The 26,634-nt window shown below is 55.3% G+C and carries 24 protein-coding genes; 22 read left to right on the top strand and 2 right to left on the bottom strand.

All coding sequences use genetic code 11. The annotated features are described in order from the left end of the window. Positions 1 to 38 precede the first annotated feature (38 nt). From B3M32_RS11850 to B3M32_RS11790, 13 genes are read left to right on the top strand one after another with little or no spacing between them, the layout of a single operon-like run. Positions 39 to 1,265: a bifunctional diaminohydroxyphosphoribosylaminopyrimidine deaminase/5-amino-6-(5-phosphoribosylamino)uracil reductase gene (locus B3M32_RS11850; RefSeq protein ID WP_290747156.1), complete on the top strand. Its 1,227-nt coding sequence runs from the start codon at positions 39 to 41 to the stop codon at positions 1,263 to 1,265. 26 nt (positions 1,266 to 1,291) lie between these two features. Further along, on the top strand, positions 1,292 to 2,581 hold the full coding sequence (locus B3M32_RS11845; RefSeq protein WP_290747154.1) for a hypothetical protein: 1,290 nt from the start codon (positions 1,292 to 1,294) through the stop codon (positions 2,579 to 2,581). A gap of 58 nt (positions 2,582 to 2,639) precedes the next feature. Beyond that, on the top strand, positions 2,640 to 3,239 hold the full coding sequence (locus B3M32_RS11840; protein WP_290747152.1) for a riboflavin synthase: 600 nt from the start codon (positions 2,640 to 2,642) through the stop codon (positions 3,237 to 3,239). Beyond that, complete coding sequence (locus B3M32_RS11835; RefSeq protein WP_290747150.1) at positions 3,226 to 4,476, top strand: bifunctional 3,4-dihydroxy-2-butanone-4-phosphate synthase/GTP cyclohydrolase II; 1,251 nt, start codon at positions 3,226 to 3,228, stop codon at positions 4,474 to 4,476. Before B3M32_RS11840 ends, B3M32_RS11835 begins: the two co-directional genes overlap by 14 nt. Further along, positions 4,469 to 4,933, top strand: coding sequence for a 6,7-dimethyl-8-ribityllumazine synthase (gene ribH / locus B3M32_RS11830; RefSeq protein ID WP_072811412.1), 465 nt, complete (start codon positions 4,469 to 4,471; stop codon positions 4,931 to 4,933). Before B3M32_RS11835 ends, ribH begins: the two co-directional genes overlap by 8 nt. Positions 4,934 to 4,935: 2 nt before the next feature. Next, the gene (gene nusB / locus B3M32_RS11825; protein WP_290747147.1) at positions 4,936 to 5,376 is read left to right on the top strand and encodes a transcription antitermination factor NusB; all 441 of its coding nucleotides are present in this window, start codon (positions 4,936 to 4,938) and stop codon (positions 5,374 to 5,376) included. Next, positions 5,376 to 8,468 (top strand): DUF2723 domain-containing protein, encoded by a 3,093-nt coding sequence (locus tag B3M32_RS11820; RefSeq protein WP_414655181.1) that lies wholly within the window; start codon positions 5,376 to 5,378, stop codon positions 8,466 to 8,468. Before nusB ends, B3M32_RS11820 begins: the two co-directional genes overlap by 1 nt. A gap of 10 nt (positions 8,469 to 8,478) precedes the next feature. Beyond that, positions 8,479 to 9,405: a glycosyltransferase family 2 protein gene (locus B3M32_RS11815; RefSeq protein ID WP_290747143.1), complete on the top strand. Its 927-nt coding sequence runs from the start codon at positions 8,479 to 8,481 to the stop codon at positions 9,403 to 9,405. A 29-nt stretch (positions 9,406 to 9,434) separates the two neighbouring features. Beyond that, a complete protein-coding gene (locus tag B3M32_RS11810; protein WP_290747141.1) occupies positions 9,435 to 10,148 on the top strand; it encodes a polyprenol monophosphomannose synthase in 714 nt (237 codons plus the stop codon). Positions 10,149 to 10,155: 7 nt separating this feature from the next. Then, complete coding sequence (locus B3M32_RS11805) at positions 10,156 to 11,784, top strand: glycosyltransferase family 2 protein (protein WP_290747139.1); 1,629 nt, start codon at positions 10,156 to 10,158, stop codon at positions 11,782 to 11,784. A 58-nt stretch (positions 11,785 to 11,842) separates the two neighbouring features. After that, positions 11,843 to 12,121, top strand: a complete 279-nt coding sequence (locus tag B3M32_RS11800) for a Trm112 family protein (protein ID WP_290747137.1) — start codon at positions 11,843 to 11,845, stop codon at positions 12,119 to 12,121. After that, positions 12,122 to 14,485, top strand: coding sequence for a tetratricopeptide repeat protein (locus B3M32_RS11795; RefSeq protein WP_290747136.1), 2,364 nt, complete (start codon positions 12,122 to 12,124; stop codon positions 14,483 to 14,485). It abuts the gene before it with no gap. Beyond that, positions 14,478 to 15,578, top strand: coding sequence for a type IV pilus twitching motility protein PilT (locus B3M32_RS11790; protein ID WP_290747134.1), 1,101 nt, complete (start codon positions 14,478 to 14,480; stop codon positions 15,576 to 15,578). Before B3M32_RS11795 ends, B3M32_RS11790 begins: the two co-directional genes overlap by 8 nt. Here the strand turns inward: B3M32_RS11790 and B3M32_RS11785 are convergent, their stop codons facing one another. After that, positions 15,579 to 16,331: an endonuclease gene (locus tag B3M32_RS11785; protein ID WP_290747132.1), complete on the bottom strand. Its 753-nt coding sequence runs from the start codon at positions 16,329 to 16,331 to the stop codon at positions 15,579 to 15,581. Between the two features lie 120 nt (positions 16,332 to 16,451). Between B3M32_RS11785 and B3M32_RS11780 the strand changes: the two genes are divergently transcribed. Then, on the top strand, positions 16,452 to 17,747 hold the full coding sequence (locus tag B3M32_RS11780; protein WP_290747130.1) for a bifunctional folylpolyglutamate synthase/dihydrofolate synthase: 1,296 nt from the start codon (positions 16,452 to 16,454) through the stop codon (positions 17,745 to 17,747). Here B3M32_RS11780 and xseA read toward each other — a convergent pair. Next, on the bottom strand, positions 17,725 to 19,038 hold the full coding sequence (gene xseA, locus B3M32_RS11775) for an exodeoxyribonuclease VII large subunit (protein ID WP_290747128.1): 1,314 nt from the start codon (positions 19,036 to 19,038) through the stop codon (positions 17,725 to 17,727). The genes B3M32_RS11780 and xseA overlap by 23 nt on opposite strands. Positions 19,039 to 19,180: 142 nt before the next feature. Between xseA and B3M32_RS11770 the strand changes: the two genes are divergently transcribed. From B3M32_RS11770 to B3M32_RS11735, 8 genes are all read left to right on the top strand, one after another. Further along, positions 19,181 to 19,570, top strand: coding sequence for a hypothetical protein (locus B3M32_RS11770; RefSeq protein WP_290747126.1), 390 nt, complete (start codon positions 19,181 to 19,183; stop codon positions 19,568 to 19,570). Beyond that, positions 19,570 to 20,703 (top strand): OmpA family protein, encoded by a 1,134-nt coding sequence (locus tag B3M32_RS11765; protein ID WP_290747124.1) that lies wholly within the window; start codon positions 19,570 to 19,572, stop codon positions 20,701 to 20,703. The genes B3M32_RS11770 and B3M32_RS11765 overlap by 1 nt, the downstream gene beginning before the upstream one ends. 4 nt (positions 20,704 to 20,707) lie before the next feature. Beyond that, positions 20,708 to 20,914 carry a type II toxin-antitoxin system Phd/YefM family antitoxin gene (locus B3M32_RS11760; RefSeq protein ID WP_290747122.1) on the top strand — a complete coding sequence of 69 codons (207 nt, stop codon included), beginning with the start codon at positions 20,708 to 20,710 and terminating at the stop codon, positions 20,912 to 20,914. Between the two features lie 257 nt (positions 20,915 to 21,171). After that, positions 21,172 to 22,743, top strand: coding sequence for a 2-isopropylmalate synthase LeuA2 (leuA2, locus tag B3M32_RS11755; protein WP_290747120.1), 1,572 nt, complete (start codon positions 21,172 to 21,174; stop codon positions 22,741 to 22,743). Between the two features lie 12 nt (positions 22,744 to 22,755). Next, the gene (locus tag B3M32_RS11750; RefSeq protein WP_290747118.1) at positions 22,756 to 23,100 is read left to right on the top strand and encodes a hypothetical protein; all 345 of its coding nucleotides are present in this window, start codon (positions 22,756 to 22,758) and stop codon (positions 23,098 to 23,100) included. Between the two features lie 31 nt (positions 23,101 to 23,131). Next, positions 23,132 to 23,917 carry a fibrobacter succinogenes major paralogous domain-containing protein gene (locus tag B3M32_RS11745; RefSeq protein ID WP_290747116.1) on the top strand — a complete coding sequence of 262 codons (786 nt, stop codon included), beginning with the start codon at positions 23,132 to 23,134 and terminating at the stop codon, positions 23,915 to 23,917. Positions 23,918 to 24,018: 101 nt separating this feature from the next. Then, positions 24,019 to 25,266, top strand: coding sequence for a pyridoxal phosphate-dependent aminotransferase (locus tag B3M32_RS11740; RefSeq protein WP_290747114.1), 1,248 nt, complete (start codon positions 24,019 to 24,021; stop codon positions 25,264 to 25,266). A gap of 49 nt (positions 25,267 to 25,315) precedes the next feature. Further along, positions 25,316 to 26,419 (top strand): glycosyltransferase family 4 protein, encoded by a 1,104-nt coding sequence (locus B3M32_RS11735; protein ID WP_290747112.1) that lies wholly within the window; start codon positions 25,316 to 25,318, stop codon positions 26,417 to 26,419. Positions 26,420 to 26,634 lie beyond the last annotated feature (215 nt).

Here is a 26,634-nt window from a genome sequence, read left to right as displayed (position 1 = left end):
ACTGTTTACGGGCTACGCCCTAACCACTGCTTACTACCATGAACTTCTTGCAAACGGCATTAGAACTGTCCTTTGGGTCAGTCGGAATCAGCCGCCCGAATCCGGCGGTGGGTGCCGTCGTGGTGAAAGACGGGATTATCGTGGGCAGGGGGCGTACACAGCGCCCCGGCAGTGCCCATGCCGAGGTCATGGCGCTGCGTGACGCGGGCGAGCTCGCCCGCGGGGCGGCCATCTACGTGACGCTCGAACCGTGCTGCCATTATGGCCGCACCCCCCCCTGCACAAAGGCCATCATCGACGCCGGTATCGCCGAAGTCTACTTTGCGCATGCCGACCCGAATCCGCTGGTGCGCGGCAAGTCGCGTAAGATTCTCGAAGAGGCGGGCATCGCGGTGTACGAGGGCGAAGACGCTTGTATCAGGGCGATCGCCAATGCGTCATGGGAGGACGGCGGTTGCGGTGCGGACTGTCATGTGCTCGTAGAAGAAGATGCTTGCGAAAACGATGGCCATGCCGTCTTCTGCGAGATAGAACGCTTCTTTGAAGCTTATGATTATTTTGTACGAAACAAGCGTATTTTTGTAGAAATAAAGTCCGCGGTATCGCAAGACGGCTTTATGGGGGGCGTCGCTGCGGACGGCCGTCACCTGCCGCTTAAAATCACGGGCCAGGGCGCAAACTGCTGGAACCATGAGCTGCGCGCCATGAGCGATGCCGTATTGGTCGGCGCGGGCACGCTCCTTGCCGACAACCCGAGCCTAAATGTACGTTACGCGCAGGGAAACAGCCCCGTGAAAGCCGTGTGGGCGGGCCATCACGAGTTTACCAAGGCAGAAGTCGAGTCGCTCCGCGTCTTTGCTCCGTGTGCCGAAGGGGCCTTTTTGCCTATCGTCTTCAGCTGTGTGGCGCAGCCGCATCTGGATGGGCGCGCAGAAATCCTTGAACTCCGTCGCGAATCGTTTGCTGAAAACTGGCGCATGATGGTTGACGACCTCTCTGCCCGCGGGATGCACCGTTTGATGGTGGAGCCGGGTGCAGGTCTAGCACGCGAACTTTTCTCCTCCAGTTTGGATTCAAAAATGCCCCTTTGGAACCGCCTGGACCTTTGGCGTTCCACGGATCCGTCCGTCGAAGCGTCTCTCGAACGCTTGATTGATTCTGGTACGGCGAAATGTGGCCTTGAGTTCCCGGGGCTCCCTTCTTCTGCCGTTGCCAAGGAATCTGCGATAATCGGGCCCGATGTGCTGACGGTTTATTGTCCGTAAGCGAAAAAATTGTATATATTTAAATTATGAACAAGCGAAATCCAGTCTTTTGGATTGTTATTCTCCACATTCTGTTTTGTGGGGCGTTTTTGGCTTGTTCCTCGGATTCTGTTTCAAACAGCTCGGATGAAGAAATTTCTTCATCTTCTGAAGAATCTTCTTCCGGGGCGTCGTCATCTTCTGAAAAATCGTCATCCTCTGAGGTGTCATCTTCTAGTGTTTCGTCGTCCTCCGAAATATCGTCGTCTTCCGAAACTTCCGCGAAGACGCCCGAAGAGATTGCGGCGATTAATGCAATTGCCCGCTCCTGTTCGCGCGATTCTTCGATGGCGGATTCGCTTTTGGACGTGTACGAAAAAGAGGGGAACTTTGGCGAGGCGACGACCAGGCTCGCGGATTGCGCATATTCAATGAGTTTTGAACAGTTGCAAGGTGATGTGATTATCCCATCTGGTTTATATCGCGTTCAAAGAGATCTTGATTTGAATTATCAGGATTTCAAGACGGCTTTCTACAAGTTCTGGCAAGATGATTTTGGCGTAGGGCCTTGCAACTGGGATTCCCTTAACGTCGTTACGCAAAACAAGGATTCGCTGAGTTCTGCAGGTCGATACTTTATCTGTACCGATAAGCGTGAAGGCTTCAATAGCGAAATCAATTGGATAAGGGCAAGCGACCTCCAGGTGAATACTTACAAGCAGGATTGCGACAGTAGCGATTACCGTGAAATCAAGAATTCAACAACGGGTAAGATGTATGTGTGCGACCATGGAAAATGGCGCTACCCCATGGAAGTCGAAGAGGAATGCGGACTTTGCGGAACCGATAATGACGGACTCGTCAAGGCGGGGTCTATTTTTGAGTATGTCTGCGATTCAAGCCAATGGAAATTGAATGAGCTCATTGTGAAGGATTCCAGCGACGACAAGGAATACAGGGCGACGAAGGTGGCCGGATTGTATTGGATGAGGGATAACATGCAGGCGGATACGGCACGCCTTTATTGGGATGAAGTCTCTGCGGAGGACTTTTGCCCGAGTGGTTGGAGGCTTCCCACGTCTGTAGAATGGATGTCCTTGTTCAAGGCGATGAATTACAGGGCTTCCAATGCGTCCGTTATGAGGCTGCAAGGTGGTGCCATAGGCTCTTCGGTTTGGTGGACTTCTTCCGAGAGCGGTGCTGACAGTGTCCAGGTGGCATACGTCAATTACCATCCGATGAGTTACGAGGCGGCGCAGAGATTTGAAACCTTCGGCGTGAACACGACTACCAAAACGTATCCGCATTCTGCACGGTGCGTGAAAGACGATTTTTAATCGATTTAGGCGTAAAATCGCGGATTGCCACCGGGAAAATTTCTAAATTTGTCCCCGTATGTTTACGGGAATTATTCAATCTACCGGCGAAATCGTTTCGATAGAGGCTCGTGGTGATGCCCTCTCGATGCGTCTCAAGTCGCCAGGATTTTTCAAGAATTGCAAACTGGGTGACAGCGTCGCGAACGACGGTGTGTGCCTTTCCATTGAATCTTGTACCGATGATGAAGCTGTTTTTTGCCTGATGCACCAGACGGTCGAAAACACCGCCTTCAAGCAGGCTGCCGTCGGCAAGCTGGTGAACTTGGAACTTCCGTGCCGTGCCGATAGCTTCATGGGCGGGCATTTTGTGATGGGCCATGTGGACTGCGTTACCGAGGTCATCCAGGTGGTTCCGCGCGAAACGGGCGTGGAAGTCGACCTCAAGATGCCTGCGGACCTCAAGCGCTACATTATCCGCCGCGGTTCCATCTCCCTGAACGGCATCAGCCTCACGGTGGCCGAGAAGTTCGAGGATTCCATCCGCGTGTGCATCATCCCCGAGACGCTTGCCCGCACGAACCTGCGCAACTGGGTTGCCGGGACCATCGTGAACGTGGAAGTCGACATGCTCGGCAAGTACATTGAAAATTATCTGAAGGAACGTGACCTTGCTTAATACGATTGAAGAGGCCATAGAAGATTTTAAGAACGGCAAGTTCTTGATCGTGGTCGACGACGAAGACCGCGAGAACGAAGGCGATTTCGTAATCGCCGCCGAGAAGATTACGCCCGAGAAGGTGAACTTCATGCTCCACGAGGGCCGTGGCGTGCTCTGCTGCCCGCTGCCCATCAAGCGCTGCCATGAACTGAATTTGACCCGCCAGACTGCGGAAAATACCTCGATTCTGGGTACGCCGTTCACCATCATGGTCGACAAGATTGAAGGCTGCACTACGGGTGTTTCTGCCCACGACCGTGCGGCGACGATTCTTGCACTTTCGGACCCTGCTTCCAAGCCGAGCGACTTTGGCCGTCCGGGACATATTTCGCCCCTGTATGCGCAAGAAGAAGGCGTTTTGCGCCGCGCTGGCCATACCGAGGCCGCCGTCGACCTCGCTAAGCTTGCCGGACTTAGGCCCGCGGCCGCCCTCATCGAAATCATGAACGAAGACGGCACGATGGCCCGCATGCCCCAACTCGAAGAAGTCGCCAAGAAGTTCAATCTCAAGATTATCTCTATCCGCGACCTCATCGACTACCGCCTCAAGAACGAGAAACTGGTGCAGCGCGTGGCCGCCCCGCATGTGAGTACCAAGTACGGCGACTTTACCGCGTACGCCTACAAGAGCAAGACCGACGGCGTGGAACACGTGGCCTGGGTTGCGGGCAATCCCGACTTCAGCAAGCCGGTTTACGTGCGCGTGCACAGCGAATGCCTTACGGGCGACATTTTCGGTAGCCTCCGCTGCGACTGTGGCGAACAGCTCGCCTCTGCCATGAAGTTCATCGGCGAGCACGGTGGCGTGTTCCTTTACATGCGCGGGCAGGAGGGTAGGGGCATAGGCCTCTGCAACAAGTTGCGTGCATACGAACTGCAGGAGAAGGGCATGGACACGGTCGAGGCGAATCTGCACCTCGGGTTCAAGTCGGACCTCCGCCAGTATGGTACGGGCGCGCAGATTCTTGCGGACCTCGGTGTGCGCGAGATGCGCCTCTTGACGAACAACCCGAGCAAGATTTCGGGCATTACCGCCTACGGGCTCAAGATTGTGGAGCGCGTTCCTATAGAAATCAAGCCGAACAAGGAAAACCTGTTCTACCTGCTCACCAAGCAGAAGAAGATGGGCCACCAGCTGCATATCGACGGCGCGGTCCCCCAAGAGAATTTGAAAGAGGAAAAAAAAGATGGCTAAAGAAATCAAGAATTCCCTGAATGGCTCTGGCCTCAAGATTGCAATCGCGGTCGCCCGCTTCAACGAGGTGGTGACCGACAAACTCCTGGAAGGGGCGCTCCGCCAGCTCGAACTGCTGGGCGTTGCCGACAAGGACGTGACCGTCGTGCGCGTTCCGGGCGCATTCGAACTCCCGGGCGTGTGCCGCAGGCTCGCCGATTCCAAGAAGTACAGTGCCGTGATGGCCATCGGCGCCGTAATCCGCGGCGAGACGAGCCACTACGACGTGGTGGTGAACGCCTCTACCGGCGGTGTCGCAAGCATCGCTGCCGAAGGCAAGCTTCCCGTGATTCTCGGAATCCTCACGACCGATACCGTGGACCAGGCGATGAACCGCGCCGGCCTCAAGGCGGGTAACCTCGGTGCCAACTGGGCATCCACCGCCGTCGAAATGGCTAACCTGTACAAGGTCATCTAATTATGCCGAGAATAAGTTACAGACCCGCGCGCGTTTTTGCCATGCAGCTGCTCTACTCCATGGAAGTTGCCGGGCAGACTGCAGGGGAGGCCCTTCCGGGAGTCCTCGATTCGCAGCCCATCCACGATGATCAGAAAAAATACGGGATGAAACTTGTCGACCTGGTGCAAGCGCACCGCGAAGAACTCGACGAAGAAATCAAGGCTGCTTCCGTACACTGGGAAATCGACCGCATAGCGAAAATCGACAGGATTGTCGTCCGTATCGCGATGGTGGAGCTTCTCTATGTTCCGGATATCCCGACCAAGGTCGCCATTTCCGAGGCAGTCCAAATTGCAACGAAGTTCAGCATGGAAGAATCGGGCTCGTTCGTGAACGGTCTCTTGGCCGGTTTCATGCAGAAAAAAGGAATTGTTACTAAACCTACAAAGAAGGAATCGTAATCGTGATTAAGGAAAAGTGGTTGAAGCATATCTTTGCGGGTGTCGCCAGCTTGGTGGCGCTGATTGTCTACATGATGACGATGGCTCCGACAGTGAGCTTCTGGGATTGCGGCGAATTTGTCGCTTGCGCCAATACGCTCGGTATTCCGCATCCTCCTGGAACGCCTTTCTTCGTGTTCCTGGCCCGCGCTGTCATCGTGCTGCTCCCGTTCGTGGGTGAAATCGCGAAGCGCGTGAACTACATCTCCGTGGTGAGCTCCGCCGCGACGGTCTACCTGACAGCCCTCTTCGCATGGGAACTCCTTGCCACTGTCCTCAAGAGCGACAGCCTCGCCGAGAAGATTTCCGAGAAGGTGCGCACCATCGTGCTCGGCACTGCCGCCCTCGTGGCAGGCTTCCTCCTGACCTTCTCCGATACGTTCTGGTTCAACGCGGTCGAAGCCGAAGTCTACGGCATCGCCATGTTCATCCTGATGCTCATTTCTTACCTCGGTCTCATCTGGTACAACAAGAGGGACGAAGAGGGTAGCGACCGCCTGCTTATCTTTATCTGCTACATCGCTTTCCTCGGCGTGGGTGCCCACCTCTACACGATGCTTACGGTTCCGGCCGTGTTCGTGCTCCTGCTCGTTGCCCAGCCCAGGAAGATTGTGGAACGCATTCCCATCTGGATCACGGGTGTGCTGCTTTGTTCCGTCATCTACATGGTGTCTGCCTTTATCGAACTTTCTCTCGCTTGTTTGGTCGTACTCGCCGTGTTGAGCGTGGCGAAGCCCTTCAATGCTAACGTGAACAAGGCCGTACGTCTTTCGCTCGCATTTGCGTTCTTTGCGCTGATCGGTTACAGCACGCACCTCTACATTCCTATCCGTTCCGAACTGAACCCGATTATCGACGAGAACAATCCCGAAATCAACATCCGCGACGACCAGGGCAACCTGCAGCTCGGTAACCTGTTCAAGAGCGAAAACTGGGAAGCCTTCAACAACTTCGTGGAACGTAAGCAGTACGGTTCCGAAAGCATGCTCACCCGCGCGTTCTACCGCCGCTCGCAGCTTGCGCACCAGGTGCTCGCCTTCCCGAGCATGAGCTATGGTGGCTACCAGATGGCCCAGTACCTGCCTTACAAGGTGGGTGGCGTGAACTACGCGAACGGAGTCTATACGTTCGACGCTTCCGAGAACGAACCGATTGAACGCTTCGGATTCAAGTTCCCGACCCAGATGAGCTTCATGGGCGACGAATTCCTTCCGCAGTTCCTCATTTTCCTCATCATGAACGGCCTCCTGGTGATGGTCTGCGTTTATGCGGGCAAGCGTAACCGCCATGTGGGTATCTACATGGGCGTCCTCTACGCCCTTTGCTCCCTGGGACTCCTGTTCTACATCAACTTTGCCGACGGTTCCCGCATGGAACAGCGCGACCACGATTACTGGGTCTCCGTGATGAGCCGTAACGTGGCCGACCTGAACCGCAGCGGTGCGAACATATCTTCGCTCCCGGATCCCAACGAGCTGATCGACTTGCGCCAGAAGATCGAACGCGCCAAGATCAGTGCGGATGTCCTCCGTCGTAGGGGAGCCCCGGCAGACAAGATCGCGAAGTACGAACGCGAAGTTTCGGACTTGCAGAATTCTACGGCATGGAGCAACTGGAGCAAGATCGAAAGCGCCTTTGCCCAGGCCGGCCAGCGTGCACCGTTCCCGGAAGCGGTCCACATGGAAGTCCGCGAACGTGACTATTTCTATACGCCGGCTTTCATTTTCATGAGCCTTATCTTTGGTGTCGGTGCCGGTATCCTGGTGCTGACCTGCGCCACGACGGCGACGACGGTTGCCTTTGCGACTCCGCTTGCCGCGTTGCTCGCGATTGTGTCCTTTGCGGTGCCCTGCATCTCGAACTACGAGGAACATGACCGCTCTGGTCTCTGGGTTCCCTGGGATTACGCCTACAACCTGCTGAACAGCTGCCGCCCGAACGCCATTCTCTTTACGAACGGCGACAACGACACCTTCCCGCTGTGGTTTGCTCAGGAAGTGGCCGGTATCCGCAAGGACGTGCGCGTGGTGAACCTCTCGCTCGGCAATACCGACTGGTATATCAAGCAGATGCTCGACAACGAGCCTATCCTCAAGCTGAGCTACGACAAGGCCGCCATCGACCGCGACATGGTGCTCGACAACAGCAGCGCCGCTAACCCGAACCATGCTACGGCTACCTGGGTCAAGAGGGCCGAAGTGCTTATGCCGCGCCTCAAGGAACGCATTGACCAGATGGAAGGCCAGCAGCTTTCCGCTGCCGATTCCGCCAAGCTGTTCCAGTTCAAGGTGCATTACCAGGTTTGGGATTCTTTCCACGAATGGGCCAAGCGCACCCGCAGCAGCATGATGCTCACGCAGCATAAGCTCGTCATCGACCTTGCCCTGCAGAACATGGACAAGCCTATCGAAATTTCTACGACGGTCGGTACTTCGAACTTCATGGGCCTCGAAAAGTACATGGTCCAGGAAGGCCTCGTGTACAACCTTGTGAAGGGTGACCTTAATCCGAGGGAACGTTCTTTTGACGAGACCTTCACGGCAAATCTCATCGACAGCACGTTCAAGTTCCGCGGCCTCGGCGACGGAACGGCCTATATCAATTCTGAAACGGAACGTCTCCTTTCTAGCTATGTCTCGCTGTACTTGCAGATTTCGTTCGCCATTCGCGAAAAGATGGGCGCCCTCCGCCAGAGTTCTCCGTTCACGGCCGCCAAGAAGGCCGAGCTGGATAGCCTTTCTGCCACGGCGATCAAGTATCTGGAACTCGGCATGAAGCAGTTCCCGCGTGAATGGCGTAACTACTGGGCGGCCGCGTTTATCTACGAGGTGGGTGGCGACAAGAAGGGTGCCCTCGAAGTGCTCGAACGCGGTCTCAAGATGGTTCCCGCCTTTGACGAGGGTGGACGTGCCCGCTTGCAGATGAGTGTCCAGCAGATTTCGCAGATGCCGGAAGATCCCATTAAGATAGAAGAAGAACGCGCCGAAACGGATTCCGCCAAGGTGGATTCCGCTGCCGTGGATTCAGCCCCGGTGGTCGCTTCGGCGAACTAGTTTAGAGGTCATGATGGATTTAAGCATGGTCATTCCGGTCAAGGAAGAAAGCGAAAACCTTCCGGAATTGTTGAAAGAAATAGTCGCCGCCATGGAACCGACCGGCTTCACGTACGAAGTCATCGCTATCGATGACGGCAGCCGCGACAATACGTGGGAAGTCCTGGAAAATCTTTCCAAGGAATACTCCTTCTTGCGCGGATACCGCTTCCAGTTCAACTGCGGCAAGGCTGCAGCCCTTGCGCTGGGCTTTTCCAAGGCCCAGGGCAAGTACGTGGCGACGCTCGACGGTGACTTGCAAGACGACCCTCTTGAAATTCCCAAGATGATCAAGATTCTTGAAGACGGCTATGACCTTGTTTCGGGCTGGAAGGTCCGTCGCCTGGATCCGTGGCACAAGACGCTCCCGTCCAAGCTTTTCAACTTGACCGTCTCGGCCGTATGCGGCAAGCGCCTGCACGATTTCAACTGCGGCATCAAGGCTTACCGCAGCTGCGTGGTACGCTATATCGAACTCTACGGTGACTATCACCGCTTTATCCCGGTGATGGCCAAGTGGCAGGGTTTCCGTATCACCGAGATGCCGGTCGCGCACCGCGCCCGCGTCCACGGGGTTTCCAAGTACGGCGTTTCGCGCCTGGTTTCGGGATTCCTGGACCTCGTCTCGCTCATGTTCATGCGCAGTTTTTCTGCCAAACCGCTCCATTTCTTTGGCCTTGTCGGGCTGATTTTCGTGATGCTTGGACTCGGCGTTTGCGGGTACTTTGGCTACGAATGGCTGCAGACCGGCGCCATGCACGTGCGTCCGTTGCTCCTGGCGGGCGGCTTTTCGCTCGTGATGGGCGTCCAGTTCGGCTCTCTTGGCCTGCTTGGCGAGATGATGGTCGGCAATAAAAAGCAGAGTTTCCCGATTTCGGATACTTTGCGAGATGTTTGATTTGTAGATTATGGATGGAGTTTTTCATTATGGTGCATCCTAAGAGCTTGGTAATCGTCCCGACCTACAACGAGAAGGAAAATATCCTTCTTATCATGTCTGCCATTCTGGAACAGAATGAATGCATCGACATTCTGGTGGTGGATGACGGTTCCCCGGACGGGACGGGCGACATGGTTCAGGCCGAAGCCGAAAAGAATCCTCGCATCCATCTTGTCCGCCGCAAGGGTAAAATGGGACTCGGTTCCGCATACGTCCTGGGTTTCAAGTGGGCGTTGGAACGCGATTACGAGCGTGTCTTTGAGATGGACGCCGACTTCAGCCATGCCCCGACGGATTTGAACAGGTTCCTTGAAGCTGCAGAAGAATCGGACCTGGTCCTGGGCAGCCGTTACCTGGACCGCCGCATTAGCGTGGTGAACTGGGACCTGCGCCGCCTTATCCTGAGCTACGGAGCGAACGTTTACACCCGTATCGTGACGGGCCTCCCGATTAGCGATGCGACGGGCGGTTTCAAGTGCTTCCGCCGTGAGGCCTTGCAGGCCTTGAACCTCGACAAGATGAAGAGTGACGGATACTGTTTCCAGATCGAAACGACATTCAAGATATGGAAGCGCGGACTCCGCGTCAAGGAAATCCCCATTGTCTTCACGGACCGCACCCGCGGCACTTCCAAGATGAGCGGTGGCATTATTTCCGAAGCATTCTTCCTCGTCCTCAAACTGAGACTCGGGCTCGCCTAGTTCCAAAATGTACTCCTGTTCCATCATCATCGTTGCCTATAATTCCTGCGACTTTATTCCCGCTTGCTTGAAGTCGGTTCGCGACGCTTGCGAAGGTATCGATGCGCAGATTATAGTGCTCGATAACGGATCGAAGGACCCGATTCTCCCCGAAATCAAGGCTTATTTCCCGGAAGTGCTTTGGCTCGATTCCAAGGAAAACTTGGGGTTTGGCAAGGGCTGCAATCTGGCCGAAAAGCAGGCGACCAAGCCCTACCTGTTTTTTATCAATCCCGATACGGTTATTTCCAGGGATTCTTTCCGCGAGATGCTCGCGTTCATGGAAAGCCATCCGGATGCGGGTACCGTGGGCTGCCGCATCTTGAACGAAGACGGTTCCATCCAGTGGGCTTGCCGTAGGTCGTTCCCGACGATTATTTCGGCTGTATCCAAGACCATCGGGCTTGCGACGATGTTCCCGAAGAACAAGCTGCTCGCCAGCTACAACATGACTTATGCCGATCCCGACGAGATGATCGAGGTGGACGCCATCAGTGGATCGTTCTTCTGCATCAAGCGCGAACTGTACGAATCCCTGAACGGTTTCGACGAAGACTTCTTTATGTACGGCGAAGACCTGGATCTTTGTTTCAGGACAAAGGCGGCGGGATTCAAGAACTACTATACGCCTTCGACAAATATCCTGCATTTCAAGGGCCAGAGCTGCCGTACGCGTCGTTGGGGGTCCTATGTGGACTTCTACAAGGCGATGCTTATCTTTGTGAAAAAGCACAGGGATCTTTACGTCATTCCCAATTTCCTTGTGTCGTTCGGTATCCTGTTCGCGGCGTACGTGGGCATGTTCTCGCGCCTTATCCCGAAGTTCTGGAAGATGTTCCTCGATTTGGGCGTGGTTGCCTTGTGGGCGTTTGTTGGTCTGAGCAACGCCGCTTCCGCTGTTGATTCTGGTATTTGTGACTTCTCCATGTATATGGACTGGAGGCTTGTTGGTGTCGTTGCTCTTGTGAACATGGTGTTCCTTATTTTTCGCGGGGAATATACGGAATCCAGCCTCAAGGGAGAAAAGTTCCTGCGCTATTTAGTGCCGCTGAATATCCTCGCGATTGCGGGCTACGAGACTTTCGCTTACCTTACGCGACGTCCGTCCATTGGCGATGCCGTAGATGGCATACCTTATTTCCCGGGTCTAGCCGTTTTTGTGGTGAGTTCCGTTCTATTCATCCCGCTAGCCCTCTTCGCATGGCGCCGTATCGCATTTTGGATAAACTATTTTTACCGTATCTTTGCCAAAAAGCGTCACCGTTCCATTCTGCTCGGTGGCCGCGAGGATTCCCTGACCACCTGGTTTGATAGCTATAACGTTATTCCCGGTATCGAGATTCTTGGCTGCGTGAGCGGTGAGCCCGAAAAGATTAGCGAAGAAAACCGCCAGCACCTCCTGGGACCGCTTTCGGATATGGAATCCATCTGCAACAGGACCGGGTGCCGTGAACTGCTCGTGGTGTCCAATTTTTCGGGATATCGCGAGGATTTTGACATCGATTGGCTCGAAAAGCTCAAATTGAAGGTCTATTTGCTCATCGGGAACGGGAAAAACGGCAATTTTGCCCTCGTAAACCTGAAATACTTGCATTAATTGGCAGAGGGGACGACCCCTTTCCTTAAAATGAAGTTATTTTTACCTTATAATCTAAGTGGTTGATTATAAAGGTCTTATGTTTGATACGAATCTTTTGGATATCCTCTGTTGCCCCGTAACTCGGGCATCTTTGAAATTGGCCGACGACTCCTGCCTCCAGTCCCTCAATCGGGCGATTGATGCAGGGACCCTCAAGAACGCCGCCGGCGAAACTGTTTCGGAAAAAATGGAAGAAGCCCTTGTTTCGGCGGATGGCAAACGTGCCTACCCGGTCCGCGAAGGCATTCCCGTTTTGCTGTCCGATGAAGCTATCCTTCTTCCCGTGGGGGCATAAATGGCTACCGCTTTGTTAGATTCCCTGAAAAAGAGCATTGGCAAGAAGAACAGGTCCCAGGCATTCTCCTGGGTTGCCGACTTGGAACGTGAGTCGGGTGACCTGGAAACCGCGCTTGCCCGTGTGGATGGTGGATTGACTTTCTACCCGAACGATGTTCCCGCCATGCTGGTCCGTTCGATGATTCTTTTCCAGAAGGGTGAATTCGAGGAATGTATCGCGGAATGCGAGAAAGCCCTGAAATTCGACCCGTTCTGCCTTTCGGCGCAGAAGCGTATGGGCGATGCCTACGAACAGCTGGGCAACGAGAACGAGCGTAACAAGTGCTACCGCCGCGTGCACGACATGGACCCGCTCGATACGTTCTGGAAAGAAGAGTATGACCATGTAGAAGAAGATGTCGTGGCCGAAGCTGCCGCCGTGGCCGGTGCCGCAGCTATGTCGGATGCCGATTTTGCCATGCCCGATGACTTCGGTGCGACCGAAACGCCTGCCGCTTCTGCCGAAACTGCTACAACGGAAACTGCCGAAGGCACCGAAACTGCCGCTACGGAAGACGTTGCGGGTGACGATTCCGCTACGGAAGACGATCCGTTCGCCGCATTTGCTTCGCTTTCGGCCTCGATGGACAGCGGTGACGACTCTGCCATGGATACCCTCCAGAATTCCCTGGATTCCGTGATGCAGGATATGATGAGCGACGAGCCTTCTTCTCCGGAAGTTTTCCCGACAGACGAAGAAGTCTCCGGCAACGACGTGGGCGCCGCTTTCAACGACATGTTCGGCGAAGCCGACGACCTCGAACCGGAAGCCCCGCTCTCTCCGTTTGCAAAATTGGATTTGCCGACGTCCCTGGACGATGAACCCGCTGCGGACAAGTCCTCTGCACAGACCGTGTTCGGAGACGAAGCCGTTTCTGAAGACAAGCCGCAGAGCGTGGACAGCGCGTTCAACGACATTTTTGGCGAAGATGAACTTCCCGAAGAAAAGCCGCAGCCCGCACCGGTGGCCGAAGACAAGCCGCAGAGCGTGGACAGCGCATTTAACGACATCTTTGGCGAAGATGAACTTCCCGAAGAAAACCCGCAGCCCGCACCGGTGGCCGAAGACAAGCCGCAGAGCGTGGACAGCGCGTTCAACGACATTTTTGGCGAAGATGAACTTCCCGAAGAAAAGCCCGTCGCCGAACAGCCCGCTGCCGAACAGCCTGCCGAGGCTGCCGATTCCCTGTTTGAAAAATCTTCGGAAAGCTCCTTGTTCGAGAAGTCTGCCGAAGAAGATTCCCTGTTCGAAAAGTCTGCGGAAGATTTTGCTTTCAAGAGCGACGAACCTTCTGCCGCGGAGCCGGAAGACTCCCTGTTCGAGAAGTCTGCAGATTTTGATTCCAGGCCTGCCGAAGAAGCTCCGGCTGAACCCGCCCTGGAAGAACCGCTCGAGGCGGAACCTGCCTTGGAGGAACCCGCCGCGGCCGAAGAGCCCGCTGTGGCTGCAACGGAAGACGACAAGCCTTTCAGCGTCGATAGCGCCTTTGACGCCCTCTTTGGCGAAGACGAAGTTCCCGAAGAAAAGCCTGTAGAAGAACAGGCTGCCGAACCTGCCTTGGAACAGCCCGCAGAAACTCTCGCCGAACAGGTGAGTCAGGCGGAAACTGAACTGGAAATTCCGGAACCGGAACCGGCCAAGGATCAAACTGAAGATTTTGCGAAGGAAATGGGTGGCGCACTCAACAGCATCTTCGGTAACGACGATGACGATCTCGACATCCCGGAAGTGAAGCACGAAGAAAAAGCCGAACCTTCCCAGGAAGATACGGGTGCTGCCGTCGAGGAAGCCCCGCTGCAGCAGGCTTCTCTCGAAGCCGACCTGGACAAGTCCTTCAACATGCTCTTCGGTGAAGATGAAGTTCCCGAAGAAGGTGCTGCTGCAAAGACCGAACAGGCTTCTGCAGAAGAAACTCCCGTGCAGGAAGCTCCTGCCGCTGTCGACACGAAGTCTCTCGAAAGTGCCGTGGACGGTGCGTTCAAGGGCCTGTTCGAATCCGATGACGATTCCCTGCCCGAAGAATCTGCCGCGGGCAACAAGGGCGTTGATTTCTTGATGTCCGATGATTCCGACGACGAGGTCTCCAGCGGTCTTATCAAGGATCCTTCTGCTCCGCTGGAACGCGGTGCTACCGACCTGGACGAAAGCCTGAACACGAAGACGCTTGCCGAAATCTATTTCGAGCAGGGCCTGTACGGAAAGGCTTTGGATATCTACCAGGATCTGGCCCGCAAGGAACCGGACAACGAAGAAATTACGACCCGCCTCGCCGAAATAGAGAAGGTGTACCGCGAAAAGTTCGGAGGCGAGTCGAATGGCTGATTTGAAGATTGAACAGCTCTTGCGAGCGATGGTCGAGCACAAGGCGTCCGACTTGCATATCAGGACGGGCGTGCCGCCGATTTACCGCATCAATGGTGCGCTGACCAAGATTTTCGAAACCCGCGTGGACCCGGGCATGATGGATTCCTTCCTGGACGATATCATGAACCGCGACCAGAAGTTGCGTTTTGAACAAAATAAGGAATGCGACTTTGCCGTGGGCGCCCGTGACATGGGCCGTTTTCGTGTGAACGTTTTCCGCCAGCGCGGTACGATTGCCGTGGTGATTCGTCATATCAAGGCGAAGATCCCCGCATTCGAGGAACTTCACCTGCCCGAAATTATCCGCGATATGGCTTTGACCCGCCGCGGCCTGGTGCTTGTGACGGGAACGACCGGTTCCGGAAAGTCGACGACGCTTGCTTCCATGCTGGATTACATCAACCAGCGCGAAGCCGTCAACATCATTACGGTCGAAGACCCGATCGAATACCTTTACAGGGACGAAAAGGCCATCATTTCGCAGCGCGAAATCGGCGTGGATACGCTTTCTTATGCGAACGCCTTGCGTGCCGCCCTGCGTCAGGATCCGGACGTGCTCCTCGTGGGCGAAATCCGTGACCTCGAAACGATGCAGATTGCGCTTACCGCTGCCGATACGGGCCACATGGTGTTCGCGACTATCCATACGACGAACGCTACCGAAACGATTCAGCGTGTGCTTTCGATGTACCCGCCGCACCAGCACGATGAAATCCGCTTGCTGCTGGCCGAAGTCCTTGCGGGCATCATTTCGCTGCGCCTGTTGCCGACTGCCGATGGACAGGGACGAGTTCCCGCTGCCGAAGTGCTCGTGAATACGGCTGCCATCAAGGAATACATCCGCGACAAGGATAAGCTCGAACTCGTGGAACAGGCGATTGCCGAAGGCCACATGCAGTATCACAGCCAGACGTTCGACCAGGCTTTGCTGAATTTGTACCAGAGTGGACAGATTACGCTCGAGACTGCGATGAACGCCGCGACGAACAAGGACGATTTCGACCTCAAGATTCGCGGTATTTCCGGTACTTCCGACCGCGGCTGGATGTAGCTACTGCGGGCATTTCTCGTAGACGAACGGATTGTGGTCGCCTTGCACCTTGAATATGCGGCGGTCGCGCTCGCATTCCTTTTCGGTGACGGGGTTCATCTTGTCCCAGGCTTCAAAGAGCTTGCGGTCCTGGTTCGATAACTTTACGCCGTAAGTTTTTTCCATGTAGAAACTGGCACGGGCGACGATGCCGCGGGCTTCTTTGCGGGGCTGCGCCTTCTTTTCCTTGAAGTCGACGATGGTTTTGCAGTTGCCGTACATCGGTTCGGGATTGTTGGTCCACTGGCTGTACATGAAGTTGCTGCGGTCGCCGTTGATTTCGCCGATAGCGGGCCAAAGGTTGTGCATGTCGCCTTCCATCAGCTTGAAGGTCGTGTCGTTCGCGCTGCAGTTCTTGCGTCCGCCGTCTTTCCAGCAGGGGAGAAAGTGCCCCATGTTGTGCGCGGTCACCATGTGTTCCCATTCGATTTTTTCGGCGCGCTTGAAACTCTTGCGCTTGGGATTGTCGCGCGGCTTGAAATCGCAACTAGAAAAATCGACGCTCTTCTTGTCGTTGTATTTGCAGCCGCAGTAAAGCGTTTCTTGCAGTTCGCCGTAGTACACGCGCCTCAATTGCTTGCTTGCGTCGCGGTAGTTGTAGTGCTGTGGCGGTGCTTCGGGATCGACGCGCGCCTCGGAAAATGTTGCGAAAAGCGCAATCAGGGAAAGCGAAAAAATGACGGCACGGCGCATTGGCTTAAAAGCGTTAAACATATAGGCAATAGGAATTGTAAAGAGGTTGATGAAAATAATAGTAAATAGTTACTCGGAACTAGTAACTCCTAATGGAACTCAGAACTGCCGCGCAGCGGCCCCAGTAACTATATTTGGCGCATGCAAACCTCCGGTATGGAATACCTTGAGTCGCGCCTGATGTTCGGGATGGTTCCTGGACTCGAATCGACGCGCAAGCTTTGCGAGGCGCTTGGAAACCCGCAAGAGAAATTCAGTACTATCCATGTCGTCGGAACGAACGGCAAGGGTTCCACGAGTTACTATCTTGCTGGAATTTTACAGGCGCACGGCTACAAGACGGGCCTGTTTACGAGTCCGCACCTGGTGAGCCTGCGCGAACGCATTCGCATAGACGACGTACCGATTCCCGAAGCCGATTTGGAACGGTTGCTCCTTCGCGTAAAGGCGGCCGCGTGCGGGGCTTCCCTAGAGCCGACATTCTTCGAAGTCTTGACGCTTGTCGCATTCCTCTATTACGCGGAGAACGGCGTAGACGTGGTCTCGATGGAAGCGGGCATGGGCGGCCGCCTGGACAGTACCGCCGTGGCGTGCGGCGATATCGCCGTGCTTACGAGCATAGGGCTTGAACATACCGAAGTCCTGGGCCCTACCGAAGAAGCGATTCTCAAAGAAAAGATGGCCGTAGTAGAAGCCGATTCCAGGGCGTCGCGCTGCAAGACGTTTGTTGTTGGTGGCCTTTCCGAAAAATTGCTTGTTGAAGCGCAGGCCTTTGCCGCTTCGCATCGTGCTGAATGCATTGTCCCTGAAATCCGCGACGATATCGAGCTTTTGAACCTGGGACGTCATTATGTCGAGAATGCGAGCCTTTCGCTCGCGGCGGCATCGTGCTTTATACAAAGTAACGGCGGCCACTACGATGACGCCCTGGCACTCAAGATTCTCGCAACACGCTCCTGGGCTGGCCGCATGCAGAAACTCACGGATGTTACGGGCAAGGTCCGGGTCATTCTGGACGGGGCGCACAATTCCCATGCTGTGCGTCGCCTAGTCGAAACCCTGGCCAAGTATTACCCCGGCCAAAAGTTCCATTGCCTTTTCGGGGCGCTCAAGGACAAGGACGTGGGGGAGATGCTTAAGCTGATGGCTCCGTACGTTTCGCATTGGCATGTCACCAAGACGCCTTACGTGCGTTTCCGCGAACTCGAAGACTTGCAGGCGGAGCTACAGAACGCCGGGCTTGTGACGGCCAGCGCCGCAGAACTCTCTGGCGAGTATGTCGAGAAGGTCATGGAGGCCGCCGCCGATTCCGGGACGCCGCTCCTCATTACGGGCAGCCTCTACATGATCGGGGCCGCTATCCTGCTCTTAAGGGACCGTCTCGCCGGGCTGGAATTTTTCCGCGGGCTCGAACCTAGTTCGAATGAACACCGGTAACGCGCGATTCTACGGAACCGTCGCTAAATTTCGTCTTTAATACGTCGCCTTCTTTTAGCTGCCTGGCGTTACGTACAAAATTGCCGTTGCTGTCGAGCGTGAGCGTGTAGCCTCGCGCGATAATCGTCTGCGGGTCGACCGCCTTGACGCGGGTTTCCGTTAGATCGAATTTTGACTTTTCCAGGTCCAGGATCTTGCGGGAACCTTGCCGCAGGCCTTCTTCGTTCCGGTCGAGCCTTTCGAATTCGGTTTTGACGATAAACGAGATGTCTTTCTTTAGCGACGTACAGATTTGGATATGCAGCGCGTTCTCGCGGTGCAGGCGCGTTATGACTCCGCGTTGCAACTGCGTCCCGAGCGATGTCAGGTAGGATTTTTCTTCGGCCAGTTTTTCCTTGGCGCAGTTTACGACATCGAGAGCGCATTGCTCCAGCCTGTTCCAACCCTCTGTCGCCCGTTCTACAAGGCGCTTGGCGCAGTCTGTCGGCGTAATGCAAGAGACGCTCGCCACTTCGTCGAGCAGGCTCTTGTCAATTTCGTGACCGATGCCCGTGAATACGGGAATGTGGCAGTTCGCGACCGCGCGGCAGAGAGCTTCGCTATCGAAATAGTTCAGGTCTGTCTTGGAACCGCCTCCGCGCACGATGCAGATGACGTCGATTTCCGGGTTGGCGGTCAGGGATTCCAGTGCGGCGATGACGCTGGATTCCGTATCGTTCCCCTGCATCTTGGCATACGCCGGTACAACGCTAAAGCGGAAGGGGGAGGCGGCAAGCCTCGTGGTGAAATCCTTGTAGGCGGCAGTCCCTTCGCCGGTGATAAGCCCTACGCACAACGGCATGGGCGGGAGCGGTATGGACTTGTTCTTTTCGAGAAGGCCTTCGATGGCGAGCTTCTTGAGGATGGCCGCCTTGGTGATGGCGAGTTCGCCGAGCGTGTAGACAGGGTCGATGTCGAGGACCTTCGCCTGTAGCTTGCCGAAGGGAATGTACACGTCGGCCTGGATGAGCAGGCAGACCTTGAGCTGCTCCTTGATGGTAAACGGCGTGGGGGCGTTCTCTGTCTTTTGGCGGAGGGCGGCGAACTGGCCCGCGAAGCAGCTGAGCGCGATAGTCGCGATGGGTTTCACGTCGCCTTCGGCAAAATCGGCGATGCTCATGTAGACGATTTTCTGTTTTTCGGCGATTTGCGTAATGACTCCGTGGACCCAGACGGGCGGCGTGCCCTTGAGCTTGTTGCTGATGGAGGTCATGTACTGCAAGACCGAGTATGTGCGTATGGGCTGCTCCATGACGAAACAATAGAAAAATTTTTCTTTACAGAAATTGAAAATGGTGGCTTGAATCGCAGGTTTGTCAGGGGCTTGTGGTCAGGCCAGGGCCTCTTTACTATATTCTTTTCAGCGATTTGAATACCACTATAAGGAGTATGCGATGAAATCCAGAATTTTTGCAGCGTGCCTTGCTGTGACTGTTCTTGCGTTTCTGTCCGGTTGTGCCGGAAGTGTGAATGCCAACAAGTCCGTTTCCATTGCCGAATCTACGGCGAGTGTCGCCGACGAAGCGAAGGTCGATGCGTCGAAGACTGAATCCGCCAAGGTGAAACTCGATTCCGCAAAGGCCAAGCTCGCCGATGGCGAAGAAGAAGAGGCTGCCGCTCTTGCCGAACAGAGCGCTCTCGAATACAGGCTCGCGATTGCGAATGCCGAACGCGATGCGGTTAAGAAAGAAGACGAACGCGTCGAAAAGGAACTCCGCAACGACGTGGAACGCAAGTTGATCTACCAGAGCATTCTGGACCAGGAAACGAAGGGGGCCAAGTAATGAAAATGAATAAGCTTTTCGCTCTCGGTGCACTGGCACTCGGTTCTGCCTTTGCCGCAGAAGAATCTTCTATCCCGTCCCTGTACGACATGTGCCGTGACGCTCTCGATGTCGTGAAGTCCAAGATGCCTGCCAACGCAGTCTCTGCCAAGCTTTCTGCTGTCGAAGCGGAAGGTGTCGCGGCAGACCTCAAGGCCGCCGTCGAAGACGATCCGGTATCTGCGAAGTCCATTGCGCTTGCTGCATCGTGCTCCCTGTACGTGCAGATTGTCCGCGTGGAATCCGAAACGCAGGCTCTCCGCAACCACATGGCCGAGAACTGGGAAAAGCGTGCCGCCACGGCCCGCTCCATCGAAGCTATCCAGGAACAGATTGGCCAGGCCCGTAGCGGCAAGGTGAACGACCTCGAAGCCGAAAAGGCCAAGATGAAGGACCAGGAAGCCCGCCTCCAGGCCGAAATGCAGCAGAACCAGGAAAAGTTCCAGGCCGAAGCTGCCGCCAAGGAAGCCGCCCTCAAGGCCGCCAACGAACGCGAAGCCGACCTCCAGAAGCAGCAGGCTGACCTCCAGAAGCAGCTCGAGGCCGAAAAGAAGGCTCTCGCCGAAGAACGCGCCAAGGCCGAAGCCCGCCAGGCCGAAGCCATGAACAAGCTGAACGAGCTCCAGTCTAAGATGATCCAGGTGACCAAGGACGCCCGCGGCATTATTCTCTCCATGAGCGACATCCTCTTTGACGTGAACAAGGCTTCCCTCAAGCAGGACTTGAAGACGAGCCTTGCCAAGGTGGCTGGCATCCTCTCGGTGTACCAGCAGTTTAACGTGTCCATTGAAGGCAACACCGACAACACGGGTTCTGCGGACCACAACATGAAGCTCTCTCAGCAGCGCGCCGACAATGTGAAGGCGTTCCTGGTGGAGCAGGGCATTGACGGAAACCGCTTGACCGCCACGGGTCTCGGCATGACCATGCCGATTGCCGACAACAACACCAAGGAAGGCCGCCAGAAGAACCGCCGCGTGGACCTCGTCATCCAGGACAAGGCCCTGCAGCAAGGCGCCGAAGCACCTGCCGCTGAACCGGCCGCTGCTCCTGCAGAACCGGCTGCCGCCCCTGCCGCTGAGCCCGCGAAGTAACCTTATGGCAAAGACCGTTACCGCCATGGAGGCGAGGCAGAATTTCGGCAACTTGCTGAACCAGGTCTCGCTTTCGCAAGAAGAAATAGTCATCGAGCGTGCGGGCAAGCCGCTTGCGCGCCTGGTGAACGTTTCTTCGGCTTCGAATGGCGGCGAACTGGATTTCCGGGATATCGGCAAGTTGCCGAACGACATCTGGGAAATCCGCTAGTCGCGGGCATCCCGAAACCGGTACCTTGCCATTCCACACGAAACTTTGTATATTCTATAGCATGAGAAAGAACCTTAACCTTCGACTTCTACTTGGTATCGCCCACGGAGCGAGGTTTTAGGCTATTTCGTTTTGAATAGGAATTAACTTAAAAGGCCCGCTTCCGTGACGAAGCGGGTTCTTTTTTATGGTAAAATGCTATTTTTGAACAGGAAAAAGGACTTTGCGGCGCATGGAAGCCGGCAAGGAGATAAAAAATGAGCAATGTAAGTGCCGATATGGCGAACAGACAACCTTTCTTTTACGATGTCACCCTGCGTGACGGCAACCAGGCGCTCCCGAAGCCCTGGAACAACGCCCAGAAAAAGGACGTTTACCTGCAGCTGCTGAAACTTGGCGTGCAGGGTGCCGAAGTCGGCTTCCCGGCTTCGTCCGAGATGGACTTCGAATCGTGCAAGGAACTGGCGCAGCTCACCGCGAAGATGGCCGAGGAAGGCAACGAGGTGGCAAAGCGCGTGGTTGTCTCGGGCCTGGCCCGCTGCGTGGAAAGCGATATCCAGCGTTGCTGGGAGGCTGTGCAGTTTGCGCCGCACCCGCGTATCCATACGTTCCTCGCGACAAGCCCGCTCTCGATGGAGCACGTGCTGCACCTGACCCCCGAACAGGTGAAGGAGAAGGCGGTTCACTGCGTGAAGTTTGCCAAGTCGCTCGTGGGTGACAAGGGCGACGTGGAATTCAGTGCCGAGCACTTCGGCGACTGCCTCGAGAACATGGATTTCGTGATTGACGTGCTGAAGGCCGTGGTCGAAGCCGGTGCGACGACCATCAACCTGCCGAACACGGTGGAACGTTACCGTCCCTCGCTGTACGTGAACCAGATCAAGCAGGTGTACGAGGCTCTGCCTAAGAACATCACGATTTCGGTGCACTGCCACAACGATTTGGGCATGGCGACTGCCGCCACCGTCGAAAGCTTCTTCGTTGGTGCTACCCAGCTGGAAGTCGCGCTGAACGGCCTCGGCGAACGCTGCGGCAATACGAATTTTTACGAAGTCGCGGTCGCGCTGCACAATTCCGGCGTAGAGACCGGACTGCACATGGAACGCATCTACGAGACGGCCATCTTGATTTCGCAGTGGTCGGGTATCAGCATTTATAGTCGCGCCCCGCTGATCGGCGCCGAAGCCATCGTGCACCGTAGCGGCATCCACCAGGATGGCGCCTCCAAGACGAAGGATATGAAGAAGGGCGCCTACCGCCCGATCGACTATTCCATCATCGGCCGCCACCAGAACGACACCCTGAGCTTCACGAGCCAGAGCGGCCGCACCGCCGTGTACGAGATTATCACGAAGTTCGGCTACAAGATGACGCTTGCCGAAGCCGCCGAACTGCAGCCGATTCTGAAGTCCTACAGTGAAAAGGAAGGCGAACTCAGTGCCGAGCGCGTGCTGGACGTGTTCCGCGAGCAGCGCGTGAACGTGAACGGTCGCCTGGTGTTCAACAACATTGAGGTCATCCCCGACGAGAACCGCTTCATTTTCCACTTCAAGAAGGATGGCGAGGCGCTGGTGAGGTCTATTACGGCAGAAGGCCCGATCGAGGCCGCCCTCATGCTCATGCGCGAAATCGGCATGCCTGTGGAACTCGTGAAGTACCGCCAGCTCGTCGTTCCCGAGAAGGACAAGCTGTGGGCGGGCCGTGGTCTCAGCCGCATGCTGTTGAAGGCGGGCGATACCGAGGTCGAAGGCCGCGGTGTCAGTAGCGATACGCTCAAGGCCAACATGCGTGCCCTCTTCGGTGGCGTGAACCTGCTGTACAAAAAATAATTCGGAGGCCCCATGCTCGAACCGCTGACACGCCCTTTCAAGCGCCACTACGACAAGTACCGTGGTAAGCTGAATGGATTTGTCGCGCCTGTCAAGGAATCCGTGTCCAAGCTATATGCGATGATTCCGAAGGGTGCGGCTTTTGCGGGTTCCGAGGACTTGGGGCAGGAGGCCGACGGTTCTACCTCGGGCGGCAAGAAACCCGGACTGATCGCGAAGTTCAAGGATTTCAAGAAATCGATGAAGGGACTCTCCGATTTCCAGAAACTCATCCTGTTGACAATCGCGATTGTGCTCCCTGCCGGAATCCTCATCGCGGTCGTGCTTGCAAGCTTTATCAAAAAACGCAAAAAATAACTTCGTTAAGCCCATTGTGGAGGTGGATCTTATGCGTAAGCATATTTCGTTTGCTTTCCTTTTTTTCGCGTTCTTCTTCGGCGCTTGCGGTGACAGCGAGACATCTGCTGGCATAGAACAGGGGCTAAGCGAACCCGTTGACGTGCCTAGCAGCAGTTCTTTCGCGAAATTCAGTAGCAGCTCGAAAGGTTCGTCGAACTCCCAGACGGTGTTGCCACAGGATCCGACCGAATGCGAATTTGGAACTTTGCTTGATGAGCGTGACGGACAGACCTACAAGACAATAAAAATCGGTGACCAGGTATGGATGGCCGAAAATCTGAACTATGAGATGGATTCCAGTTTCTGTTACATGAACAGTTTGGATAGCTGTGAAAAATACGGACGGCTCTATACCTACTATACTGCTGACGAAGCGTGCCCTGCTGGATACCATCTGCCTACCAGGGAAGAATTTGACATTCTCATGAGGCCCTTGTCTGAAAGGATAAACGAAGAAAGCGAAGATTGGTCTTACTACATGGCGCCATTTGCGTTAAAGGCCACCGAAGGCTGGGAACCTTATACCAAGCCTTTTCACGGAGATGTCTATTTGCCGGCTTCGACCAATGCGACCTGTTTTACGGCATTGCCTGCGGGGTATCGTATGTCGGGTCCAGGATTTAAGAATGCGGGCCGTGAAACCTATTTCTGGTGTCGCGACGATCATAGCGAAGGGCTGCGCATCGCGATTGATATGTCGTATGATACTTTTTTCGTAAATTCATATTGGTGGGATGATAACGAAGCGTTCTCAGTCCGTTGCATAAAGGACTAGTGCTTGTACACTACTTGGTGAATCGATTTTGTTTTCTAAATTTTTACTAACCCCAATAGCCTCATTCCTAACCACTAGCCACGGTTTACTAACCACTCACTATGCTTTCTTCCCGCTTGCCTAAAGACCTTTCTCCGTCTCCGTTCTTTGCCGAACTGGAGCGCGCGAAGGCTGAGTCTGCGCCGTTTATCGATATGACGGTAAGCAGCCCGGTGAAGGCGGGACTACCGATTGACTTGGATGCGGCGGTTGATGAAGGTCGCGAATCTTTCGGTTGCTGGAATCCAGATGCGGCGGGCTGGAAGTCGGCGCGCGAGGCGGTGGTGGAATATTACCGCGAACGTGGCGGCAACTTTGATGCGGGACAGATTATCCTTACCGCGAGTACGAGCGAAGCTTATTCCGTCTTGTTCAAGGCGTTCTGCGACCCGGGCGACGTAATCCTCACGCCGATGCCGGGCTATCCGCTGCTCGATACGCTTGCCCAGCTGGAACATCTGGAATGCGCACCGTATTTCCTTGAACTTAGACGAAAGACTTGCGGGGGAGAATTCCGTTTCGTGCTTGATACCGACAGCCTGCTGGCCGCGCCGGAGCGTGCGAAAATCCTGCTGCTCGTTTCACCGCATAACCCGACGGGGCATTGCGTCTCCCGCGAAGGATGGAATGCGGCTGTTCATTTTTGCGAAGAGAACAACTTGATCCTCGTGGTGGACGAAGTCTTCGGTGATTACGGTTTTTCGCCGGAGGTCCGCCGCAGTTGGGAATATGCATTAGACGATAGACGAAAGACGATAGACGAAAGTAATATATGGGATGCGGGAGGCGGCGACTTCATCAACCTTCCCGAAGGCGGCCCCAAGTGCCCCATCTTCTGGCTGAACGGCCTGAGCAAGGCCGTGGGCTCCCCGCAGCTCAAGCTCGGTTGGATGGCTTTCTACGCACCCCGCGAAAAGTTTGAAGAAATTCGCGCGGCACTCGAGTTTGTGGAAGACGCCTACCTGAGTGTATCCGCCCCGGCGCAGGCACTTGGCATTTCGCTGCTGCCCAAGGCCGCGGCTTACGAATCGCGTGTCAAGGAACGCCTTTTGCAAAACTGGCAGACGCTCCGCGAATCATTCCCCTCCAAGTACTGCCCCGAGGTTCTCGGCGGCTGGTATGCGGTAGTCCGCCTGGGCGAAGACGACGAGGAACTCACGCTCCGCCTGCTCAAGGAAAAGCACGTGCTCGTGCAACCGGGATTCTTCTTCGACTTCGACGAGGACGGCTGGGTGGTGGTCTCTCTGTTGCAGGAACCGGCGCAGTTCAAGGAAGCGGTAGCGAGGATGCGCGCGCTTGCTCAAGGATGATGCGGGAATATTTTTGTATATTACACGCGGATAAAAATTAGGTTGTAACGTGGAAAAGAAAAAGATTTTGCTTATCAACTGGCGCGATATCAAGAACCCGGAAGCGGGCGGCGCCGAACTGTATTTCCATGAACTTTTCAAGCGGCTCAATGCGCGCAGCTACGAGGTGACGGTCCTTGCGCACCGCGTGAAGGGCCTGCCCGACGAAGAAACCGTGGATGGCATGCGTACCATCCGTATCGGTAACAAGTTCCTGTTCAACTATTCCGCATTTTTCTACGCCCGCAAGCACCAGAAGGAATACGACCTTATCGTCGAAGACCTGAACAAGATTCCGTTCTTCACAAAACTCGGGACCAAGACGAAGCGCCTGCACATGGTGATGCACTTTTTCCGCAAGTCCATCTTCCGCGAGGCGTTTTTCCCGATGGCGCTGTACGTGTACCTGATGGAACGTGCCGTCGCGCTGTTCTACAAGGGCGAAAAGTTCCTCGCCATTTCGCAGAGCACCGCCGACGAGATTGCCGACATGGGCATCAAGTCCAAGTGGACCGAGGTGGTGGAACCGGGTATCGATACCGAATACTTCAAGCCGACCCAGCCGAAGGCCGATCCTCCGGTCATATCTTACGTGGGCCGCCTCATGAAGTACAAGAACGCACAGTTTGTCATCAACGCCATGCCGCGCCTGCGCGAACTCGTTCCGGGAATCGTGCTCGAGGTGGCCGGTGGCGGGGACTACCGCGCCGAACTCGAGAAGCTGGTCGATAAGCTTGGCGTGCGCGACTCCGTGAAGTTCCTGGGCCGCGTCTCCGAAGACGAGAAACGTGACCTCCTGAGCAGGTCCTCGCTGTTTATAAACCCCTCGTTCAAGGAAGGCTGGGGCATCAACAATATCGAGGCGAACCTCTGCGGGACCATCTCGATGAGCAACAACGTGGCCGGCCTCAAGGACTCCGTCGTGGACGGCGTGACCGGGCTCCTGTACGAAAATGACGATCCGGAAGGGTTCTGCCAGAAGGCCGCGGCTGTCTTGCACGACCGGAACCACCTCGAGGAATTGCAAAATAACGCGAAAAAACGCGCTTTGGCCATGAGCTGGGACGCCATGGCCGATAAAATGGAAAAAGTTGTTGAAAAAGCGTTTGTATAACGTTTTTTGACACAAAATTTTGTTAAATTTCCGCCCGTGATTGCCCCCTCTCGGTTTGTCGCTGCGGCGAAAACCGGCTTGCTCCGATTTCCTGAGCTGGACCAGGTCCGCCGGATAGGAGTCCCCCCTGGCCGTCAAGTCTCGATGAGACGCTATTAAGATGGCCCAAATCAACCAAAAAATCGCAATCACCCCTTCTGCCGGTCTTTTCCAGC

It is taken from the genome of Fibrobacter sp. UBA4309 (assembly GCF_002395745.1).
GTDB lineage: Bacteria > Fibrobacterota > Fibrobacteria > Fibrobacterales > Fibrobacteraceae > Fibrobacter.
This window is presented reverse-complemented; position numbering and strand designations above follow the sequence as displayed.

Bases quoted from the DNA above. Each gene is read 5' to 3' on its own strand.
- B3M32_RS11745 (WP_290747116.1), top strand. From the start codon at position 23,132: ATGCGTAAGCATATTTCGTTTGCTTTCCTTTTTTTCGCGTTCTTCTTC.
- xseA (WP_290747128.1), bottom strand. From the start codon at position 19,038: ATGGAGCAGCCCATACGCACATACTCGGTCTTGCAGTACATGACCTCC.
- B3M32_RS11840 (WP_290747152.1), top strand. From the start codon at position 2,640: ATGTTTACGGGAATTATTCAATCTACCGGCGAAATCGTTTCGATAGAG.
- B3M32_RS11750 (WP_290747118.1), top strand. From the start codon at position 22,756: ATGCTCGAACCGCTGACACGCCCTTTCAAGCGCCACTACGACAAGTAC.
- nusB (WP_290747147.1), top strand. From the start codon at position 4,936: ATGCCGAGAATAAGTTACAGACCCGCGCGCGTTTTTGCCATGCAGCTG.
- B3M32_RS11815 (WP_290747143.1), top strand. From the start codon at position 8,479: ATGATGGATTTAAGCATGGTCATTCCGGTCAAGGAAGAAAGCGAAAAC.
- B3M32_RS11805 (WP_290747139.1), top strand. From the start codon at position 10,156: ATGTACTCCTGTTCCATCATCATCGTTGCCTATAATTCCTGCGACTTT.
- B3M32_RS11795 (WP_290747136.1), top strand. From the start codon at position 12,122: ATGGCTACCGCTTTGTTAGATTCCCTGAAAAAGAGCATTGGCAAGAAG.
- B3M32_RS11790 (WP_290747134.1), top strand. From the start codon at position 14,478: ATGGCTGATTTGAAGATTGAACAGCTCTTGCGAGCGATGGTCGAGCAC.
- leuA2 (WP_290747120.1), top strand. From the start codon at position 21,172: ATGAGCAATGTAAGTGCCGATATGGCGAACAGACAACCTTTCTTTTAC.
- B3M32_RS11785 (WP_290747132.1), bottom strand. From the start codon at position 16,331: ATGTTTAACGCTTTTAAGCCAATGCGCCGTGCCGTCATTTTTTCGCTT.
- B3M32_RS11765 (WP_290747124.1), top strand. From the start codon at position 19,570: ATGAAAATGAATAAGCTTTTCGCTCTCGGTGCACTGGCACTCGGTTCT.
- B3M32_RS11780 (WP_290747130.1), top strand. From the start codon at position 16,452: ATGCAAACCTCCGGTATGGAATACCTTGAGTCGCGCCTGATGTTCGGG.
- B3M32_RS11850 (WP_290747156.1), top strand. From the start codon at position 39: ATGAACTTCTTGCAAACGGCATTAGAACTGTCCTTTGGGTCAGTCGGA.
- B3M32_RS11770 (WP_290747126.1), top strand. From the start codon at position 19,181: ATGAAATCCAGAATTTTTGCAGCGTGCCTTGCTGTGACTGTTCTTGCG.
- B3M32_RS11760 (WP_290747122.1), top strand. From the start codon at position 20,708: ATGGCAAAGACCGTTACCGCCATGGAGGCGAGGCAGAATTTCGGCAAC.
- ribH (WP_072811412.1), top strand. From the start codon at position 4,469: ATGGCTAAAGAAATCAAGAATTCCCTGAATGGCTCTGGCCTCAAGATT.
- B3M32_RS11845 (WP_290747154.1), top strand. From the start codon at position 1,292: ATGAACAAGCGAAATCCAGTCTTTTGGATTGTTATTCTCCACATTCTG.
- B3M32_RS11810 (WP_290747141.1), top strand. From the start codon at position 9,435: ATGGTGCATCCTAAGAGCTTGGTAATCGTCCCGACCTACAACGAGAAG.
- B3M32_RS11740 (WP_290747114.1), top strand. From the start codon at position 24,019: ATGCTTTCTTCCCGCTTGCCTAAAGACCTTTCTCCGTCTCCGTTCTTT.